Source organism: Nocardia sp. CC227C (assembly GCF_030767025.1).
Taxonomy (GTDB): domain Bacteria; phylum Actinomycetota; class Actinomycetes; order Mycobacteriales; family Mycobacteriaceae; genus Nocardia.
The window spans coordinates 1-19,651 of sequence record NZ_JASITE010000012.1; the positions used below are offsets into that span (position 1 = coordinate 1).

The 19,651-nt window shown below is 70.0% G+C and carries 17 protein-coding genes; 2 read left to right on the forward strand and 15 right to left on the reverse strand.

All coding sequences use genetic code 11. The features are described 5' to 3' along the window. Window positions 1-177 precede the first annotated feature (177 nt). On the reverse strand, window positions 178-1,452 hold the full coding sequence (hisS, locus tag QMO76_RS23255; protein WP_306363453.1) for a histidine--tRNA ligase: 1,275 nt from the start codon (window positions 1,450-1,452) through the stop codon (window positions 178-180). A gap of 150 nt (window positions 1,453-1,602) precedes the next feature. Between hisS and QMO76_RS23260 the strand changes: the two genes are divergently transcribed. Continuing rightward, window positions 1,603-2,502 carry a peptidylprolyl isomerase gene (locus tag QMO76_RS23260; RefSeq protein WP_306363454.1) on the forward strand — a complete coding sequence of 300 codons (900 nt, stop codon included), beginning with the start codon at window positions 1,603-1,605 and terminating at the stop codon, window positions 2,500-2,502. A gap of 468 nt (window positions 2,503-2,970) precedes the next feature. Continuing rightward, window positions 2,971-3,525 (forward strand): hypothetical protein, encoded by a 555-nt coding sequence (locus QMO76_RS23265; RefSeq protein WP_306363455.1) that lies wholly within the window; start codon window positions 2,971-2,973, stop codon window positions 3,523-3,525. Window positions 3,526-3,642: 117 nt separating this feature from the next. Here QMO76_RS23265 and QMO76_RS23270 read toward each other — a convergent pair whose 3' ends face one another. From QMO76_RS23270 to QMO76_RS23335, 14 genes are all read right to left on the reverse strand, one after another. Next, the gene (locus QMO76_RS23270; RefSeq protein ID WP_282783517.1) at window positions 3,643-4,029 is read right to left on the reverse strand and encodes a DUF4913 domain-containing protein; all 387 of its coding nucleotides are present in this window, start codon (window positions 4,027-4,029) and stop codon (window positions 3,643-3,645) included. After that, on the reverse strand, window positions 4,026-5,885 hold the full coding sequence (locus tag QMO76_RS23275) for a type IV secretory system conjugative DNA transfer family protein (protein ID WP_306363456.1): 1,860 nt from the start codon (window positions 5,883-5,885) through the stop codon (window positions 4,026-4,028). The genes QMO76_RS23270 and QMO76_RS23275 overlap by 4 nt, the downstream gene beginning before the upstream one ends. Before the next feature lie 36 nt (window positions 5,886-5,921). Further along, a complete protein-coding gene (locus QMO76_RS23280) occupies window positions 5,922-6,470 on the reverse strand; it encodes a hypothetical protein (protein ID WP_306363457.1) in 549 nt (182 codons plus the stop codon). A gap of 89 nt (window positions 6,471-6,559) precedes the next feature. Further along, window positions 6,560-6,868 (reverse strand): transposase, encoded by a 309-nt coding sequence (locus QMO76_RS23285; protein WP_039815235.1) that lies wholly within the window; start codon window positions 6,866-6,868, stop codon window positions 6,560-6,562. After that, window positions 6,865-9,690 (reverse strand): hypothetical protein, encoded by a 2,826-nt coding sequence (locus QMO76_RS23290; RefSeq protein ID WP_306363458.1) that lies wholly within the window; start codon window positions 9,688-9,690, stop codon window positions 6,865-6,867. The genes QMO76_RS23285 and QMO76_RS23290 overlap by 4 nt, the downstream gene beginning before the upstream one ends. Window positions 9,691-12,282: 2,592 nt before the next feature. Beyond that, window positions 12,283-13,773: an SCO6880 family protein gene (locus tag QMO76_RS23295; protein WP_306363459.1), complete on the reverse strand. Its 1,491-nt coding sequence runs from the start codon at window positions 13,771-13,773 to the stop codon at window positions 12,283-12,285. After that, window positions 13,770-15,239: a hypothetical protein gene (locus QMO76_RS23300; RefSeq protein ID WP_306363460.1), complete on the reverse strand. Its 1,470-nt coding sequence runs from the start codon at window positions 15,237-15,239 to the stop codon at window positions 13,770-13,772. The genes QMO76_RS23295 and QMO76_RS23300 overlap by 4 nt, the downstream gene beginning before the upstream one ends. A 34-nt stretch (window positions 15,240-15,273) precedes the next feature. Next, complete coding sequence (locus QMO76_RS23305) at window positions 15,274-16,104, reverse strand: hypothetical protein (RefSeq protein ID WP_306363461.1); 831 nt, start codon at window positions 16,102-16,104, stop codon at window positions 15,274-15,276. Beyond that, window positions 16,101-16,244 (reverse strand): hypothetical protein, encoded by a 144-nt coding sequence (locus QMO76_RS23310; protein WP_306363462.1) that lies wholly within the window; start codon window positions 16,242-16,244, stop codon window positions 16,101-16,103. The genes QMO76_RS23305 and QMO76_RS23310 overlap by 4 nt, the downstream gene beginning before the upstream one ends. Window positions 16,245-16,260: 16 nt before the next feature. Then, window positions 16,261-16,530 carry a hypothetical protein gene (locus QMO76_RS23315; RefSeq protein WP_306363463.1) on the reverse strand — a complete coding sequence of 90 codons (270 nt, stop codon included), beginning with the start codon at window positions 16,528-16,530 and terminating at the stop codon, window positions 16,261-16,263. Continuing rightward, complete coding sequence (locus QMO76_RS23320) at window positions 16,530-16,820, reverse strand: hypothetical protein (RefSeq protein WP_306363464.1); 291 nt, start codon at window positions 16,818-16,820, stop codon at window positions 16,530-16,532. Before QMO76_RS23320 ends, QMO76_RS23315 begins: the two co-directional genes overlap by 1 nt. 446 nt (window positions 16,821-17,266) lie before the next feature. Next, a complete protein-coding gene (locus QMO76_RS23325; protein ID WP_306363465.1) occupies window positions 17,267-17,905 on the reverse strand; it encodes a hypothetical protein in 639 nt (212 codons plus the stop codon). Continuing rightward, the gene (locus tag QMO76_RS23330; protein ID WP_306363466.1) at window positions 17,902-18,771 is read right to left on the reverse strand and encodes a hypothetical protein; all 870 of its coding nucleotides are present in this window, start codon (window positions 18,769-18,771) and stop codon (window positions 17,902-17,904) included. The genes QMO76_RS23325 and QMO76_RS23330 overlap by 4 nt, the downstream gene beginning before the upstream one ends. Before the next feature lie 14 nt (window positions 18,772-18,785). Then, window positions 18,786-19,427 (reverse strand): hypothetical protein, encoded by a 642-nt coding sequence (locus QMO76_RS23335; RefSeq protein ID WP_306363467.1) that lies wholly within the window; start codon window positions 19,425-19,427, stop codon window positions 18,786-18,788. Window positions 19,428-19,651 lie beyond the last annotated feature (224 nt).

Consider the following 19,651-nt stretch of genomic DNA (forward strand, 5'->3'; position numbering starts at 1 on the left):
AAGCGCGACTCACGAGTGGCACACCCCGCTCGGAAGCGCGACTCACCGGGGCGCGGCTCGCGAGCAGCGACGATCGCATACCGGTGACGGGGCGCTTGACGGTGGTGCGGACTCGCGCCGGTGCCGCGGGGCGAGCCGTTGCGGTCGGTCCGGCAGCCCGGCCGGACCGACCGCGCATCACTCGGCGGCCAACGCCGCCGTCACCTCGGTGACCACGTCGTCCAGCGAAACCTGGCGCTGTTCACCGGTGCGCAGGTTCTTGAGGCCGATCTCGCCGTCGGCCACCTCGCGGTCGCCGAGGACCAGCGCCAGCCGGGCGCCGGACTTGTCGGCCGCCTTGATGGCGCTCTTCATGCTGCGGCCGCCGTAGGCCAGGTCGGTGCGGATTCCGGCCGCGCGCAGCCGTGCGGCCAGCACCACCAGGCGCTGTGTGGCGATATCGCCGAGCGGGACGCCGTAGACGTCGCAACCGGCGGCGTCACCGGCCGACTTGCCTTCGGCCTGCAAGGCCAGCACCGTGCGGTCCACGCCCAGGCCGAAGCCGATGCCGGAGAGCGGCTGCCCGCCGAGCTGCGCCATCAGCCCGTCGTAGCGACCGCCGCCGCCGATGCCGGACTGCGCGCCCAGCCCGTCGTGCACGAATTCGAAGGTCGTCTTGGTGTAGTAGTCCAGCCCGCGCACCATGCGCGGATTCACCACATACGGCACCCCGAGCGCGTCGAGCAGGCCGAGCACCTGGTCGAAGTGCGCCTTCGCCGATTCGGACAGGTGGTCGATCATGAGCGGCGCGTCGGCCACCAGCTCCCGCACCTGCGGCCGCTTGTCGTCGAGCACGCGCAGCGGGTTGATCTCGGCCCGGCGGCGGGTCTCCTCGTCCAGCGGCAGCTCGAGCAGGAACTCCTGCAACAGCTCCCGGTACTGCGGACGACAGGTCTCGTCGCCGAGCGAGGTGAGCTCCAGCCGGAACCCGGTCAGCCCGAGCGAGCGGAATCCGGCATCGGCGATGGCGATGACCTCGGCGTCGAGGGCTGGATCGTCCACCCCGATGGCCTCCACGCCGACCTGCTGCAACTGGCGGTACCGACCGGCCTGCGGGCGCTCGTAGCGGAAGAACGGCCCGGAGTAGCACAGCTTCACCGGCAGTTGCCCGCGGTCGAGATTGTGCTCGATGACCGCGCGCATCACCCCGGCCGTCCCCTCCGGGCGCAGCGTGTAGCTCTGTCCCTTGCGGTCGGCGAAGGTCCACATTTCCTTGCTGACCACATCGGTGGACTCGCCCACCCCCCGCGCGAACAGGGCGGTCTCCTCGAACACCGGCAGCTCGATATGCCCGTACCCGGCCAGTCGCGCGGCACGGATCAGCCCGTCGCGCACGGCGACGAACTCCGCCGAGGTCGGCGGCAGGTAATCGGGGACACCCTTCGGGGCCTTGAAACTGCTGGTATCGGTCACAGTCGTCCAGTCTCCCAAACCGGCGTTTCGCAAGTCCAACCGGTTTACCCGGCCCGGCCTCGCGCGCTCGACCGGCAGTTGTACAGGATGGCCTCAGCAAGGGATGGCACACTCTTATGCCGATACAACCGACCACGGAGGGACCACCTAGTGCCGAGCAATGAACAGCGACGCGCTGCGGCGAAACGCAAGCTGGAGCGTCAACTGGCCAATCGGGCCGCGCGGGCCCGCAAGCGCAAGCAGCTCACCATCGCGGCATCGGCCTTGGGTGTCGTGGTGGCGGTGGCGGCGGGTGTCGGCATCTACTACCTGACCCGTGGCGACGACGATACGGCCACCACCGCCACCACGTCGGAGACCCCGGAGACCCCGGAGGCGTCGCTGGCCTCCGCGCCCCCGTCGGCCAAGCCCAAGCCGGAGCTGGTGAACTGCACGTATCGGGATTCGGGCGAGGCTTCCCGCCCGGTGGACAAGCCGCGCGCCGAGGGCATCCGGACCACCGGTGACGACGCGACGCTGAGCGTGAGCATGCAGACCAGCCAGGGCCCCGTCGGCCTGACCCTCAACAATGCCGAATCCCCCTGCACCACCAATAGTTTCGCGAGCCTGGCCAGCCAGAAGTACTTCGACGGCACCAGCTGCCACCGGCTGAGCACCTCGGGGCTGAAGATCCTGCAGTGCGGCGATCCGACCGGCACCGGCACGGGCGGTCCGGGCTACGCGTTCGACAACGAGTACCCGACGGACCAGTACGCCCCCGACGACCCGGCCGCCCAGTCGACGCCGGTGAAGTACGAGCGCGGCGTCATCGCCATGGCCAACAGCGGCCCCAGCCCGGACGGCACCGGCACCAACGGCAGCCAGTTCTTCCTGGTCTACGGCGATTCGCAACTGCCGCCGCAGTACACCATCTTCGGCACCATCGACGAGGCCGGCCTGGAAACCCTGGACAAGGTCGCCGCCGCCGGCGACGACGGCTCGATGGAGCCCAGCCCGGGTGGCGGCAAGCCGAATCTACCGGTCACCCTGGAGTCGGTGCAGATCGACTGATCCGGCAGATCGGTACCGCTCGCGGGTTTAATCGAACGACGCGGTGGGTACAGCGGAATCGACTGACCACCAGCGGCATTCGGCTCCGGCGCACCCGGCGCGCCGGAGCCGATTCTTTTCCGGCGGTCGGCCCGAAACCCATGATCGAACCTTCGGTGTAAGGGTTTCCTAACCAAAGAAAATCCGAAGTTTTCCGGTTCATGTCGGAAATGTGCGATATATGCTGGATCGCGACGCGCGCGTACGGCGGTATCCGAGTTCTCGCTGGTAACCTCATAGAACGGAGTACGAAGCGGCGTAGTAATCCCATCGGGCGACCCCCACCGGGCAAGTGCCGCGCCTCGAGTGCTCTCGGTGTCCACGTTTGCAGGCGGGACACCGCTACCCGAATCACCGTTCGTGTGGCGATGTCCGTGACGAAGCACCACAATCATCCATAGTGATCACTGCAGCATCGGGGAGCAGGCAATGGCCGAGGAACTCGACGACATCGGCCGCGAAACCGCGGCGATGATGAGGCAAATGTTGCAGCTCGCGACACTTGTCGCGCTGCGCACCCGGGAACGTGGCCAGAAAGAAGCGGAAGCCCGCGTCAAGATGACCGAGGCCCGTCAGAAGGAAGCCCGTGAGCGTCAGCTCCGGGAGGCCGCTGACTCCAAGGCCAAGGATCCGCGCAATGTGGAACTCGCTCGCATGATCGAGAAGCCACCGCTGGACAAGGGCGTTTCGCTGGAGAAGGACCGTTTCGCCGCGCAGGCCGAGGCCACCCGGATGGCCGCCACGCAGGCAGCGATGTCCAAACCATTGGTTCGATACGACTCCGTGGAGCGGCGTGCCGCCTTGGCGCAGCACCTGACGCGCATGGGCGTCGCACCCGAGCTCGCCGCCGTGCGGATGCTGCTCGAGGTTGGACAGGCGCAGTCGGCGGCCGACGCGGTACGGGCTCGCCAAGAGGAGGCCGCGGCGGTACAGCGGCGGGCTCGCGAACAGGAAGCTCGGGGACTACAGCGCGTGCGTTCCTGACGCGCCGCTGATCCTTCTTCGGTAACTGGTCGGGGAGTGCGACGGAGCGCTCAGGCGGATCGGATCCGTTCTCGACAGACGATCCGCCAGTCGGCGACGGCGCTCGGTCGCACCGGCTCAGATCCGGAAGTCTCCCATGGTCGGATCGCTGAACAGGCCCTGCTGCGGCGACTTCAGCGGCAACGGCGTCAGCATGTCCTTGTGCCCGTTGCGCACACTGCAGTACTTGAACGGCCCCTTCGGGTCGAACAGCTTCGCCATATGCGGATCCGCGTGATCCAGAAACCACACCGACAGACCGGTTTTGCCGTCCAGGCGGTAGTGCTCCCACGCCCGCCACATGGCGTCGAGCCGGGCCACCGCCTCGGCATGCTTCCACCACTCCGGACACCAGACCGTATCGCTGATATCGGTCACCTGCCGCCGGTACACCAGGGATAGGTAGTTCTCGACGAACTCCACCACGCTGGAGTAGACCATCGGCTGTTGCTGCTGTTCGTTCACAGCGGCTTGACCTCCTCAATCTGTCCGGCGTCATGTCCCGGAGGCGCTTTGATCAGCGAGGGAGCGCCGATGAGGTCGGCGATCTCGGTCTTCTTGGTGGGAGACGGATCGTGGTGAGCGATCGACTTCTTCACCTCGGCAGCGTACTCGCCCTCCCACCACGGCACGGTCCGAACGAGCACCGGCGGGGTGCCGGAGGAGAAGACGATGGCGCGCCCGCGCGGCAGGGTGGCCAGGGCATGCACATTGAAGGTCTTGGAGGAACTCAGCGAACGCGAATAGCTCTTGCCGCCCTTGGACTCCGAGACCGACGCCGAGATGGTCTCGTACTCACCGATCTGCTCGGAGCGTTCCTGCAAGAACTTGTTGTCGTCCACGCCGCTGCCCAGCACCTTGATATTGGCCGCGGCCCACAGCGCCTCCATACCGTCGACGCCCCAGCAGCGCGCGCCCTGCGCCCAGGACTGCAACACCGTCATCACCACGATGCCGCGAGAACCGAAGTGCGAGTACTGCTTCGGGAGATCCTTCCAGCGCACCACGTTGGCGGCCTCGTCCAGCACCGCCAGCATGGGGATGGGCAGGCGACCGCCCGGCGAGCGCGAGGCCTTGTGCGTCGCCACGTCGATCACGGCCTCGGTGAGGGCGCTGACCAGCGGAGCCGCCGATCCGCGGCCCTCCAGGGAGAGGCTGTAGAGCGTGCCGTTGCCCTCGATGAATTCGAGTTCGTCGAACTGGATCCGGTTGACGGTGTGGCCGTCGCGGGTGCGGGTCTCCCCCGACGTGATCCACGGATGCACATTCGACAGCTTCAGGCAGCGCACCATCTTCTTGGCGGAACCGAAGATGCCGCTGCGGGTGCGCTCGTCGACGTTGTACTGCTGGGCCAGACCCGAGGCCATGAAGTGCTGTCCGGAGCGGCGCAGCAACTCCACCGGTTCGGTGTCGCGCCAGTTGTTGACCCAGTCCCACACCTGGATGATGGGGCGACCGTCCACGGCGGCGGCCAGAAAGAGACTCGCCAGCAGATCCTCGGCCTCCTGATCGAAGTAGGAGTCGGAACTGACCTGCGGGCCGGAGCTGTCGTCGCCGTCGGCGAAGTGACCGGCCAGCCGCACCGCGCGCACCTCGCACCCAGGACTGTGCGCGTCCACCCACGCCAGCGGATCCCAGTACCAGGTCGGCTCCTCGTCGGCGACGCCCTGCGGGTCGAAGACGAAGGTGCGACTGCCCTTGCCCTCGCGCACATCCCGGGTGGCGTCCACCACGTCCCGCTTGTTGGAGGTGGTGAGCACCGGACCGATGGCGCTGAGAATGGCCGGGATGACCCGCGAGGTGGTCTTGCCCTGGCGCGGACCCCAGATGTCGACGTGCAGGTCCTCGTAGGAGCCGTACACCATCTGGCCGTCCGCGACGGCCACGCCGATCGGCACGCCCGGGGCGTCGTCGCGGCCGAGCCGCATGCCCAACTGCTTGGCCTTGTCCCGGACACCGGCCTCGGTGAGCGGGCCGATGGCACTGCCGCTGCCCATGTGGTCGGCCTTGTCGTCGACCGCCAGTCGGCCGACGCTCTTGCGAGCCTTCAGCTTCCGCCTGATCACGAAGTGCGCCACCACCACCAGCACCAGCAGCACCACGATGACCGTGGAGGCGGTCGGCCAGGTCAGCTCGCCGCGACCGAGCCCGAATCCGATGGCGATCGGATTGATCGGGAGCTCCTGCTTGGGCGTCGAGAGCTGATTGCCCAGTTGCAGGGCTACCCACAGGGTTCCGAACAGCGCGAAGCCCGCGTAGATCAGATACAGGGTTCCGTCCGGACCGGGTACGGCCGGGTCCTGCACTTTCTTCTTCGCCATCTCTGCCTCCTGGGATGACCTGTCAGTCGTTGCCGCTCAACGGAATTCGTCGAGCCGCCAGCCGTCCGCGGTGCGGACGACGGTGGCGACGACCGTCGTCGGCGGCAGCGGTTCGCGCCGCCCGTCCGGGTACACCACGGTCTGTTCGATTCCGATCTTGTACTGCTGCCGGTTCGGGTCGGTGCCCGGTGCCGCCACGCCGGAGGCGAAGGTGAATGCCTCGACGGCGGCACCGGCGCTGCTCCACTCGGCCCACCGCACGCTCGCCTTCGGCGTGTCGACCGCGGTCGCTGTGCTGTCCAGGGTACGGATCAGGCTGGGACCGAGCCATTCCCGCGCCCGTGCCAGCGCCGCGCCCTCGGCCTCGGTGGCCGGATGCCAGGTGAAGATCTCGTGCAGCGCCGTCACCGCGACACCCTCCGGGGTCGACGGATCGGGAGCCGGCGCCTCCTCCAGCAGCCTGGTGGTGGACGTGGGCGGACTCCAGCCCGCCCCGGATCCGGGATCGTCGCTGTCGGAACCGCAGGACACGACCAGCACCGCGACGCTCGCCACCAGCATCACCACCAGGTTCGCGCGTTTCACCGGACTACCGTTCCAGGCTAGTCGCCCTCGCCGGTCGCGGGGCGATACCTGCGGTTTTCCCGAGTCGGCGTGTCCGGTGTCGGATGCCGTCATATGCCGCGCTTGGCATCGTTGAGCGTTTCGACCAGGGTCCGGTTCATCTCGGCGGCGGCGGCCAACTGCTGTTGCAGCAGCGCCACTTTGCGGCGCAGCGCGGTGGCGTCCATGCGCTCCAGGCCCGGCCCCTCGGCGGCCCGGACCCAGTTGCGCACCGAATTGGTGTGCACACCGATCTGATCGGCCACCACCCGGCACGCCTCGGATTCGCTGCGTAGCTTGCCGGTCAGCGCGATCACCTGTTCGACGGCGGCCTGCCGGACCTCCGGGGAGACTCTGCGGTACGACCGATGCGGCATCATGCGGCGCCCTCCTCGTCCGAGCCGCGGTGCGAGGTGGATTCGGTGAACTCGCTGAAACGCTGGTTGGTGTCGTGGATTCCGCTCTCCCGCTCCGAGGGCGTGAACTCCATGTGGAACGGGATGCCCGGACGGCGGTCCTCACCGATCTTCAGCAGGAATTTGCCGGTACCGGGCGCGGACGGGCGCTGCTGGCCCGGTTTGAGCGCCTCACCCGTCAGCGCCTGCGGCGCGGACCAACTGGTCACCATCTCCTCCTCGGCAGCAGTGAAGGGCACCGTCGAATCCAACCGCGCGATCTCCTCCGCGGGCAGCGCGCCGAATATCTTGGCGCGCGCACGCTCCAGAAAGCCGAGCGCCTTGGCGATGGCCGCCTCCGAACCCAGCGACTGCAGATCCTTGATCGTGTGGCTGATCATGATGAGCGCGGTGGCGATACTGCGCTGCAGACGGGTGAGCTCGTCCACGCGGTCGACCATGAAATCGCCCAGGCCGAGCACCTGCCACAGCTCGTCCATGACCACCTGGAAGTAGCGCTGCGGGCCCATATCCGCGTCGGCCAGCACATGGGCCGCCTCCACGGACGCGAAACCGTCGGCCCAGCAGGCCAGCATGACGGCGGCCTTGAGTTTCTTGTCCCCGTTGGGGATATGGGAGACGTCGATGCAGACGGCGGTGGCCGCGGTGTCGATCGGGGTGGTGGTGTGGCCGTTGAAGACCGCGCCGAAGGGGCCCTGGGTGAGCGCGCGCAGCGAGCGTCGCAGACCCTTGATGGCGTTCTGGTACTCGTTGTCGTCGTCCGCGCCCGCGTCGAGTTTCAGCTCGTCGCCGCCCGCCACGATGACCTCGAGCAGGTTCTCCAGGATGGGCGGCTTGTCCGGGGTGAAGCCGCTGCCCTCCCGGTAGAGGATGCGCAGGCCGGTGGAGATGAGGGTTTCCTCGTAGTCGCGCACCCGCGCGCCGCGCACCAGTTCGACCAGACCGGCGATGAGGGTGACCTGGCGGGCGCGCATCTCCTGCACGACCTGTGTTTGCAGCGCGGGCAGCTCGGACAGGCGCGGGACGATGGAGCCGAGCACGCCCGCGGCGAGCGGATTGAGTTTGCCGTGCCCGTAGCCGAGGTCGATCACCTGGCCGCCGACCAGCTCCACCAGTTTGCGGTAGTCCGGCTTGACGTCGGCCAGGATGAGCGGGGTGATGCCCTGTGCGACACCGCCCAATACGATGCGGCGCACCAGCGAAGACTTGCCGAAACCGTTGAGGCCCAACACGAACAGGCTGGGCGCGGTGATGAAGCTGCCGCGCATGAACCAGTTCATGGGATCGAAGCAGACCGGCGCGCCGGTGTGCAGGTGCGAACCCAGCGGGGTGCCGATCAACGGCGCGCCCGCGCCGACCGACCACGGCCACAAGCCCGCGACCTGGGCGGTGGTGGCGCGGTATTCCACCGGACGGCCGATCACGTTCATGCGGCCGCCACCCTCACCGAGGTAGCCGCGATCGGTGAGTTGGGCTGTGGTGCGGTCGAATTCGTCGTGGCTGCCGTACTCCATGCGCTCCACGCGGGCGGCGAAGTTGCGCCGGCGCAGATCGTCGGTGTGCAGCCGGAACGCGGCCCAGGCCGCGCCGAGGCCGTTCTTCTCCCGGGCGACGGCCTCCAGCCGGGCGCGGGTGGAATCGTCGAGCAGTTTCGGGCCGGACTGCTTCTGCTTGCCCCCCTTGCCCTTGCGCGCCTTGGCCCGCTGTTCCGCCCGTTCGGCCGCCCGCGCGGCCTTGTCCGGTTTGTCCGCGCCCCGGCCGGTGCGGCGGCCCCGTCCGGTCCGTTCGACCGGTTCGGTTTCGTGCCGCGGGCGTCGCGGTCGTCCCGGTGTCGCGGCGCGCCCGCCCAGGTGCACGCGGTCGCCGTCGGCGGGCCGCCCGCGGCCGTTCTCCCGGCCGCGCTGTCGATCCCCCTCGACGGGACGCCGTCCACCGGCGTCCTTGGCCCGCCCCGGCTCCGCCTTGCGCATCCGCTCCCCTTCCGGCAGATCCGTTCCCCGCGCGCGGTCACGCACCGGATGTTCCGCTCGCGACCGCTGCCGGGCCTCCCCGTCCCGCCGCTGGCGAGCACCGTCGTCGGTCCCACGCCGCTCCCGGGGGCCATCCTCGCCACGCCGCCGTTCCCGAGCCGCGAGCTCCGCCTCCCGACGCTCCCGCCCCGGGGTACCGGCACGCCGCCCTTCCCGCCGCGCCGCTTCCTCCTCCCGGCGCTCTCGCCCGGACTGTTCACTCACACGCCGATCACGCACAGCGGCCTCCGCCTCTCGATGCCCACGACGCTCCCCCACACGCCCTCCCCGCTCCGCGCCCTCCTCACGACGCTCCTCGGCCCCGGCAGCGTAGGTCCCGGAACCGGACGCCTCCGCCACACCGTCACGCGCCCCGGAGCCGGACCCGCCGACCACCGACGCCCGCACATCGGAGCCGGTCCCGCCGACCACCGGACCATGCGCCCCGGAGCCGGACCCGCCGACCACCGACGCCCGCACATCGGATTCGGTCCCGCCGACCACGGGGCCACGCGCCCTGGAGGCGGAAACGTCATCCACCGGACCACGCGCCCCGGAACGGGATACGTCAGCCACCGAACCACGCGCCCCGGAGGCGGAAACGTCATCCACCATGTCGTGCGACTCGCGACGTGAGACGTCGGCCACCGGACCACTCGTATCGGAGCTGGGAACGTCGGCGACCGCCTCGCGCGCGTCGGAACCGGAACCGTCGGCCACCGCCGCGTGCACGTCGAGTTGGGATCCGTCGGTCACCTGCTCCGAGCCCGAACCCATACCGGATCCCCCGTGCCCGCGCCGAGTCGCACCGGAATCGCGGCACTCCCGCACGGAGAACTCCGCCCCGCCCGATGCGTCCTCGGACGAGGGTGCCGCTCCCCCATCGGCTTCCGACCCCGGGCGCATCTCCGGTTCGCCGCCCGCACCGGGTTCGTCGTCATCCCACAGGGTCGGCGGGCTCAGCTTCCCCCGCCGGGACGCGGCGAGGGTTCGCTCCGCGGTTCGCGCGGGCGGTGTCGATGCCGCACGCGCACTCTTCGCAGTCCGGTGCGGAGGTGCCGCATCGGAAGTGTCCGCCTCCTCGGCCGCCGCCTTGCGAGCGCCGTGCTCCCGATCCGGTCGAACGTCCTCGGCACGCTGACGGTCGGCCCCCCGGGACGCCGGGGCAACGGCAGTCGCAGCGGCGGTGGTACCGGCACCGTCGGCAGCACCGCCACCGTCGGCGTCGGAAGCGCCAGCGGTGGCCGCAGCAGCCGCACGGGCAGCGGCACGATCCGCGACGCCGCTCGATTTCGGTTCGACCGCAGTGGATTCCAGCCCACCCCGCGGCGCCTGCGCCGTGTCGTCGGCGACGCCGTGCCCTCGACGGGAGGCCGGAGCCGGTGTATCCCCGCTCAGCCCCAGCCCCGCACCGCCCTCGGCGGCGGCCGCCGCGTCACGGCTCGGTCCGGACTGCCCACCGACCGCGCCGCGCTCGCGCTCGCGCTCGGCCATGCGCCGATCCGCCGACTCGTGCCCCGCCGACTCGTCCGCTGCCGGAGGCTCCGCCGCTTCCAGTGCCACGGGTACGTGTCCACCGGTCGTCGCATGCCGCTCGTTCGCGTCCATCGGGTCGGTCGCCGCGGGCACGTTGCCGGTGGTTCGCTCTCGTTTACCCGGGCGCGTTCGCGCGGGACCGACATCGGCCGTAGGCCGGGTGCGCTCCCCTGCGACTGGGCGTGCCGCGTCACCGTGCGCTGTCGCATCGACGCCGGAGAGCTCGGGGCGGTCCGCGTGGAGCGGAGTGAACTCCTCGGCCTCCGTGGCGGACTCATCGATACTCAGGGGCGGATACATTGCCGGGTCTCGCGGCTCGGACTTGCGGGCGGAGCGCTTCGGCAGCAGGGCACGCCGAACGCGCGCCAGGCGTGATTCGGGACGTGGCGCGGATATGTCGGACGAATCACTCTGTGGCCGTGCCGAACTCGCCGCGGTCGGAGCGTGGGTCTCGTCGGCCCCCGGCTGCCCGGCGGCAGCCACCTGCTCGCGGTCCGGTCGCCCAGCGGTCCCGCCGCTGCCCGCCGAACGCGCCGAAGCACCGTCACGCCGTGGACGGGCCGCGGCGGCATCCTGTGGTTCGCGTGCGAACCCGCCGTTATCCGGCGCTGGACGTCGGGCACCGGCGCTATCGCGCACTACCTGTGCGTCTGCCGCGGCATCACGTGTCCCCCGTCCGGATGTCGCGCCACCACGGCCCGAACGCGCGGACGTCGCATCGGTACGGCCCGAACGCGCGGATGTCGCATCGGTACGGCCCGAACGCGCGGACGTCGCATCGGTACTCGCCGCTGCGGGCCTCGCGCCATCACCCGTACCCCGCGCGGGCAGCGCGTCGCCGCGCGCACCGCGCGTGGGTGCCGAGCCCGGTCGCGAGGGGCGCTTCGGAGCGGAGGCGTCGCGGGCCGTCTTTCCGCGGGTAGCGGAAACAGCGTCGCGCGGGACGGGTGTCGAGTCGGCACGCTTCGACGCGGGCTGTGCGCCACCACGCGGTTCCCGTGCGGACGCCGCCTCGTGACGCGGACCACCTACAGACGGAGCCTCATCACGCCCACCACGTACAGACGGAGCCTCATCACGCCCACCACGTACAGGCGAAGCCTCGTCACGCCCACCACGTACAGACGAAGCCTCGTCACGCCCACCACGCGCAGACGGAGCCTCGTCACGCCCACCACGTACAGGCGAAACCTCATCACGCCCACCACGCGCAGATGGCGCGCCGTCTCGTGACGGGCGCTGCGGTGCGGAGGCGTCGCGGGCGGCCCTTCCTCGGGTGGCGGGAATCGCGTCTCGGGGTGGGGTGGTCGCGTCGCGCTCGGTGAACCTCGCGTCGCGCGTGGTAGCCGCTGCGGGTTCGGCTCGGCGGTTGGTGTCGGAGTGTCCGCGCGCGGGGCGGCCGGAATCCGGGGCGCGGCGTTCTCGGGGCCTCGATGCGGCGGCGTCCGACGCGGCATCCGACACAGTGGCATCCGACGCGGTGGCGTCCGATGCGGTCGGGGCACCGGCCGGTTCGCGGCGGGCCGGGTCGCGGGGGACGGTGATCGCGCCCGCTGCCGCCTCGCGGGCGCGTTCGCGTTCCAGGGCCTCGGGGTCGGCGGGCGGTTCGCGGCGGAGCAGGCGGCGGTCGGGCAGGGTGCCGCGGCGGGGGCGTTCGTGGTCGCGGCGGCGGGGTTGGCCCTGGCGGAGGTCGGCGGGTTCCGACGGCGCGCGGTCCCGGGGCGTCTCCGCGGGTTCCACGGGGAGGCTGGGGATATCGCGGCGACTGCCGCGCCGGGTGGGCGCGGCATCGCGTTCGCGGACGGGTGGTTCGACGTCACGGGCCATGGCGGATTACCCCACAAGCGCTTTCGGAATGGTGGCGTGCTCCGGCAGGATGACGCCGCAGCCGAGCGAGGCCGCGAACGCGGCCGCCTGGTAGCGGTAGCAGCGCCGGATCTTCAGGCGGGCCTGCGTGGACAGGTCGCGGGTGATGGCCTCGATCCGAGGCAGGTCGCCGCGCAGCGGTTCGGTGATGGTGACCAGCGCGCCGAATCGGGTGACGCCGTGTCCGCGCGCCTGTTCCTCGCGCGCCTGCTGCGTCGCGCCGACCCGCAGGGTGGCCGCGGCCGAGACCACACCGCGCTCGCTCTGCTGTGCGACCAGCGCGTTCTTGTAGTCGTCGTCGACGATCTGGGCGGCGTCACCGGCGGAGTGCGGCCGATACACGATGGCGATGCGTTTGCGCGGCACCTCGGGATTCGGTGCGAGCAGCCGTTGCAGCACCCGCTCGTCCACCGCGCCCTCGGGCGCGGTGTCCATCTCCCAGGTGACCGACCGGCCGCCGTCGTGGATGAAATGGTCCCAGCGCTCCTCGTGCGACACCGGACCGGCATCGGCCCAATCCAGCCCGTGCCCACCGGGTTCGCCCGCCGCCACTTCCAGATCCGCCTGCGCGGCCGGATCGTAGCTGCGCCGGATGAAGGAGATCACCTCGTCGGCCGACATGGGCTGTGCCCGCACCCCGGCCTCGGCCAGGGCCGCGCAGATCCCCGGCAGGCGGCGGCCGATCTCGACGGCCTCCTCCGCGGGATTCTTGCGCCGCTCCGCCGTGGTGGCCTTGAACGTGATGGCCACGCGCGGCAGCAGCTGCACCCGCTCCTGCGGCAGTTCGGTGGCCAGCTCGTACATGATCTGCTGCGCCAGATCCGGCGCTTCGGGCCGGGTGATGGTGGAAACCTCGGTGAGCAACCGGTTTCCGGTCTCGGGCACGGTGTCGATGACCGGCACCACCGCCACGATGTCGGAGGTCTGCCCCAGCGAGGCCAGGAAGGTGCCCCACGCCGACACCCACCGGTCGATGACCGGCTGGTCGACCGCCTCGTGCCCCTGCGGCCAGGCGCGCAGTACCACCGTGTACTGACCGAATTGCGGTAGGTGGATCATGCCGAAGCTGTAGCCGCCCGCGTCGATGCCCTCGTAGAGCCGCGACGGGGCCATCAGGCCCGGCAGCCGGGTGACGCCGCCCGGAATCCGGGAGAACCGACCGCCGCGGTACACATGCTCGCCCTTGCTGCGGCCACGCAACCAATGGAACATCATCAATCCGTTCTCGTATCCGGAGCGGCCCCCCGTCCGCCACACCAGTGGAACCATCACGACCAGACCGAATCCCGCCACCACGAACGCCGGTTTCGGCCCGGCGACGAGCGCGGTCAGCAGCGCGGTGATGACGACGGCGAAGCCGACCACGGTCTCGCCCCAGCGCAGGCCGAACAGGCCCGCGCTGCGCGGTTTCTGCCACAGTCCGTAGGCGCGGCGCTCGTAGCTCTCGGTGGTCGTCATCGCGGAATGGTGCTCCTGCCGAGGTCGGGTGAACGGTTGGTCCAGCGGTCACCGGCCATATCGCCCATGGCGGTTTCGGCGCGGTCGGCTCCGGCGGTGGCGGATCTCATGGAGGCGACCCGCCCCGCCACGCGGGACGCACCGGACGGTACGCCTGCCTGCCCGCCGCCTTGGGGATTGCCCGCCGCGGCCCCGCCGCCACCGCGCGGCGGCGGTGTCGGCCGCGGCCCACCCCCGCCGCCTCCGGGTCGCGGTCCGCCGCCACCGGTTCCGCCCGGCGGTTTGCCGCCGCGGTTCACGTAGCCGGCGGTACCGGGTGCGGCCGTGGACTTCACGGCCACCGCGCGGCTGCCGACCGCACCCAGGGCGGCCACGCCGACCAGGGTGCCGGTGGTGGCGGTCAGACCCGAACCGCCGCTGCCGACGATGGATACGGCCGGGGTCACCAGGCGCATGAGCACCGGCAGCACGAACGCGGCGCTGCACAGCAACACGATGGCGACCAGCATGCGCTGCGCCTGGTCGGCGTCGGGCAGACCGGCGGTGGTGGTGAGTTCGTCCACGTGCCCGGCGGTGGTGAAGGCGATCATGTAGACGATCGCCGCCACCGGTTTGTAGAGCATGAAGGCGATGATCCACGCGATCAGGCGTGGATACGCCTGTTTGCCGGTATTGGTTCCGGAGGACGCCGCGGCCAGCGGCAGCACGCCCGCCGCCACCACGAGCAACCCCTGTCGCACGATGGCGAGCACGATCTGCGCGAGCGCGCCCAGCAGGCCGACGATGGCGATGATCAGCACCAAGCCCGGCGAGAACGCTTGCAGCTTGGCGGTTTTCACCATGAGTTCGGCGAGGTTCTGGGCATTGCCGTCGGTGGCGTCGTTGATCACCCACTCGGAGAACCGATCCGACGCCTGGGTGCCCGCGACGATCACCGCGCCCAGCATCCAGGAACTGAAGATCACGCGCGCGAACATGCGGAAGGATTCGGCGGCCTCGCTCATGGCCGCCCCGCGTTTGGCCTCCGCGAGTCTGGCGCCGGAGATGATCACCGACACCATGAGTAGGAGTATCTGCGCCTGATACGTGTAGTCGTTGATCCTGGTGAACAGCGCCCCCGAGTCCGAGACCCGTTCGTTGGGCACCTTCATCCAGAAGGTCAGCGCCAGGATCAACGCCTCGCCCAAGCCGTTCATGAGCGAGTCCACCACCTTGCCGAAGGTGGAGTCCCACGCCTTGTCCCGCACCGCCGCGGCGGCGTCACCCGGGTGCGTGGCCACATTGCCGGCCTTGCAGGCTGCCGACGCGGCGTCACCGAGGGAGATGCCGGGGATGCCGAGGCCGTCGAGGGAGTCGTGTAATTCGTTGCAGGCCTGGTCGAAACCGTACTGAGCGTGCGATACCGTCGGAGTCGCGATCATGACGGTGAACACGACCGCGAGGATCGTGACGATGCGCCTCAGCATGTGATCCACCTCTCCTGATCTGCTGCCAGGTCATTCACCATTTCGTCCACCCCGCAAGCGAATCCACGTACTCGGTCTGGGAGCCGCGCGCCGTCGCCGGTTTGAGCCGCCAGTCCCCCGCGTCCCACACCATGATCAGCCGCACCGCCGCCCACAGTTGCCTGCCGTCGACCACGGGACCGCGCGCCGCCAGCCGCACGATCGCCATATCGTCGGCGTAGTTCTCGACCTGGAAGGCATCCGGTGCCACCAGGTATCGGGTCACCTTCTCCGGCTGCTGTTTCGGCAGCCGTTGGTCGGCCAGCGCCTGGTCGTAGGCGGCGACCTGCTGGGCCGACACCCGCACCTGGCGCACGTACAGGGTGCGGTCGGCGGGGCGGGCGTTGAGCCGGTAGGTGATCTGCGCCGCCGCCAGTACCGCCCCCTGGGGAGTGTGCGAATACCCTACGGCCAGACCGTCTTCGAGTCGGGTGGGCCCGTCGGAGGTGGAGAAGGGCACCGATGCGCCGAATACCCGCTGCCAGCCGCCCGGTCCGGTGGTGCCGCGCGGTGCGGCGGTCAGCCAGTCCGGATCGGAGGGTGCCCGCTGGTCGGAGACGTCCTGCGGCAGCGGTTGTCCCGCCGGATTGTTCGGCACGTCCACCCGGCGGCCGAAGATGTCGACCTCCGGCTGGGCGAATCCGGTGGCCCCGTCGCCGCTCGCCACCGCCGGTGGCGCGTCGCCCGTCGCCGCGGGTTCGCCGGGGTCGTCGTCACGGCCCACCCACATGACCACGCCCGCGATCAGGATCAGGGCGAGCAGGGCCGCGGACGCGATGGCACCGAACGAGACGCCGCCGCGCTCGGGCGGCTCCTTCTCGCTCATATCGATGCCTCCAAAGTCGCTATGTCGGTACTCGATTCATCGGCGGTGGATCTGTCCTCGGTGTAGCCGGTGACGGGCGGCAGCGACACTCCCTGGTGCACCTGTCGGCGCAGGTGGGCGGGGGTGCGGGTGGGAGCCATCGGAATCCGTTGCGCCCTAGGTCGGCAACAACGCGAGGGCGATGCCGCTGGCCGAACTCGCCATGATGGCGCCGATCAGACTCATCACCACCCCGTGCGTCGCCTCGTTGGCCGCCATATCGTCGCGGAACGCGTACCACAGCTTGCCCGCGGACAGGATCATCCACGCCATGCAGAACAGCAGTACGCACCACAGCAGCCAGTCGATCAGCTGCATGATCGGCCGGATCACATCCGCCGGCATCTGCTTGTAGGCCAGCACGGTGACCACCGCGGAGGCGGACATCAGCCGATCGCCGCATTCATGATCGTGCCGGCACTCGTGGCGATGATGCCGCCGATCATGGCGCCAGCCACCATCTTCGGGGATTCCAAACCGCCTCCTGTCCACTTCTCCCACGCGAACTTGCCGCCCGCGTAGGTGATTCCGAGGATTCCGGACAACAGTACGAACCAGGTGAAATACCGAACCAGTCTCAAGAGTTTGTCCGACGCGGGCGGTGCCTCCGGGGTCGGATTCCCGACCTGCGCGAGGACGGCGCCGTACGCGTCGTGCACGGCGAGGAGCATGCTCATGATCTGTCCTTCTCGACTAGCACATCATCAATCACAATGTCGCTCACCATGGTCCGGGCGGACCTGGCTGCGACGGGCCCTGCGGCGGATACGGTCCCGACGGTCGCGTCGGATCCGCACCCGGTCCAGGATTCGGCGGGTTCGAGCGTGAAGCTCTCCGGACGATCAGCACGATCGCGCCCACTACACCGACCACGACGGCCACGATCGCCAGCAGAAACAGCAACCAGAAGGCGTACCTGGTCAGCTGCAGCGTTCGATCCGAGTGCGGCGGTTCCTCCGGTGTCGGATTCCCGACCTGGGCGAGCACGTCGTAACTGTCGAGTACCGAGGCGAGAAGCATCACAAGCCCTATCCGGAAAACAAGGGGCACCGTCGGTTACAGCATCCCATGACCCACGGCGAGGGAAAAGTTCTGTCGCGCAGTTCATTCCACTCCTCGGGATCTACTCGTCCACTTCCGGATCCGGTTCGGCGAGCGCCTCCCGAACCGCCGCCACGATGCCCGCACCGAGCTCGCGGATATCGAGCGGAACCTCTTGCAGCGGGTCGGATTTCCGCTTCCGCTGCTGCGGCAGGGGGTCGCCGGGCGACCAGACCGGCAACTGATCGGCTTCGACCAGCGTCCACTCCTCGTGCCACGGCACCTGCCACACCTGACCGGCCAGCGAACCCACCAGATCGCGGTAGCGCCGGATGTCCGCGGGGATTCGGCCCGGGCGCGCCGCCACGGTCACCAGGCCGAGCACCTCGCTGGGACCGGCGAGGTCCGCGAGATGCTGGCGCAGCAGATCGTGGGCGCGGCCGAGGCCGGAAATCGTTTCGCGGGCGACCAACACGACGAACGGTGATTCGCGGTCGAAACCTCCGGGCCAGCGGCGATGCGAATCCGCCGCGGGCGCGAGCACATGCGCGAGCGTGGACACTCCGGCCCCGCCGTGCACACCAAGCAGCCAGACCAGCGGAGCACGTCCGGCGCCGGGGACCGGTCGGTCCCAGATGGGTGCGCGAAGTGATTCGGGCGGCGGCACGACACCTGCCGCCATGGCGGGTTCGGATCGGCGTTCCTTCATGACTGCGGTCATGATGCCACCCCAGCAAGCAGGCGGCGATACGCTCGGCGTGTCTCCGGCGCGAGATCACTGTGCCGCACCAGTTCACCCCGCGCGAGGTGCGGATCGTAGGGAATCTCACGGATATCCCGCACCCAGCCGGTGAGGTGTTCCCGCAAATGGTCAGCGACCCGCGAGTCACCGCCCGGCAGCTGGTGGGAGACGGCCACCACGGTGTCGCCGACGATGCCGTCGCCCTGACCCTCGCCCTGCCCGCTGAAATTGTCGTCGAGCCATTCCAGGGTCAGGCGCAGGCGGTTGGCCGCGTCGGCGCGCGCCGGAATGGCGAGCACGAGCGCGATGTCGGCGTCCTCGAGCAACGGGCGCAGATGGCGGCTGGCGATCGGATTGCCGCCGTCGTACACCGCGGTGTAGCCGGAGTCGTGGATGCCGCGGGCCACGGTCAGATAGGTGGCGCGGCGGCGCAGCGGGGCGGCGTCGCGCCAGAGCAGTCCGATGCCGGAGGTGGCACGCGACAGGCATTCCTTCAGCGGCGCGGGCTCGCCGTCCCCGCGACCGTACAGCCACGCCTGCAGACTGATGGGACTCAGATGCTCGTCCGCGCCCCGCAGGGCCAGATCGCTGCCGGCCGAGGTGGCGTCCACGGCCGCCGCCTGCGCTCCGGCCGAGGCCAGCTCTCCGGCCAAGCCGAGCGCGGTGGTGGTGGTTCCGGCACCGCCGCAGCCGCCGACCACCAGGATCGGGCGCGGGACCGGTTCGCCGTCGTCGGAGTGTTCGCGCCGCTTGCGCAGGCGTACCACCGGAGCGCGCGCGGGCCGACCCGACGGCTCACCCTCCTCGGGGGTCTCGTCGAGCCAGCGGCTCCAGTCCTGATCCATGTCCGTGCTCCCTCTTATCCCGCCGGGATCACCGGCGTGGTGGTGCGACCGCCGACAACCATGGTGCCCACGGATTGCGCTGTGGCGCCACGGGAATGGAGCACATAGAGCGCAACGCCGCCCGCGAGAGTCAGCAACAGAACGGCAATCAGAACGGCGGCCAGGGCGACGAGGCGGCGACGCCGGAACTTCGCGGACGCGGCAGCGGCTTTCGCACCGCGCGCGGCACCGGGTTCCGACGCCGCCCGAGATAGCGCCGCGTCGTCGGACTTCTCACCGCCATCCTCGCCGCCGTCCTCGCCGTCGCCGCGTCCGGCGTGACCGCGCACGCCGTCGGGATCGGCCGGGAACGGCAGCAGATCGGCCGGGCGTGCGCGCGGCCGGAAGGCCGGGGCGCGATCGGTCACCCAGTCCGACCAGCGCCCGGTGTAGTGACTGCGCCGGAACAGCGACTCGTCGACGGGGGGAAGGACTTCCACGTCGTCGTCGCGGATGTAGTGCGGGAATCCGGCCGTTCCGCCGTCGTCGCCGAAGACCGGCGCGACGTGCGCGTCCTCGGCGCCGGCCCCGTCCTCCGGGGGTAGCGCCGGATACCAGCGCGACATCTTTTTGTACGACTTCAACATTTCCGCGGAGCGAGGCGCGTCGTGCGGCATCGTCGTACCCTCTCGGCGGTCGGTGAAGCTTCGGTGTGGTCGTGACGGGGCGCGCCGCACGCGGGCACGGTCCCGACTGGAAATTCTCTCGTATCAGGCGGATTCCCACCTCCCGACGCGCCGGAAATCACCCTCGGGAATTCGACGAATCTCGTGAACCGACCGGTACCATGCTTCACCCTCCGCTTGATACTCGCCGGTAACTACCGCCGTGAAAGGGGTTG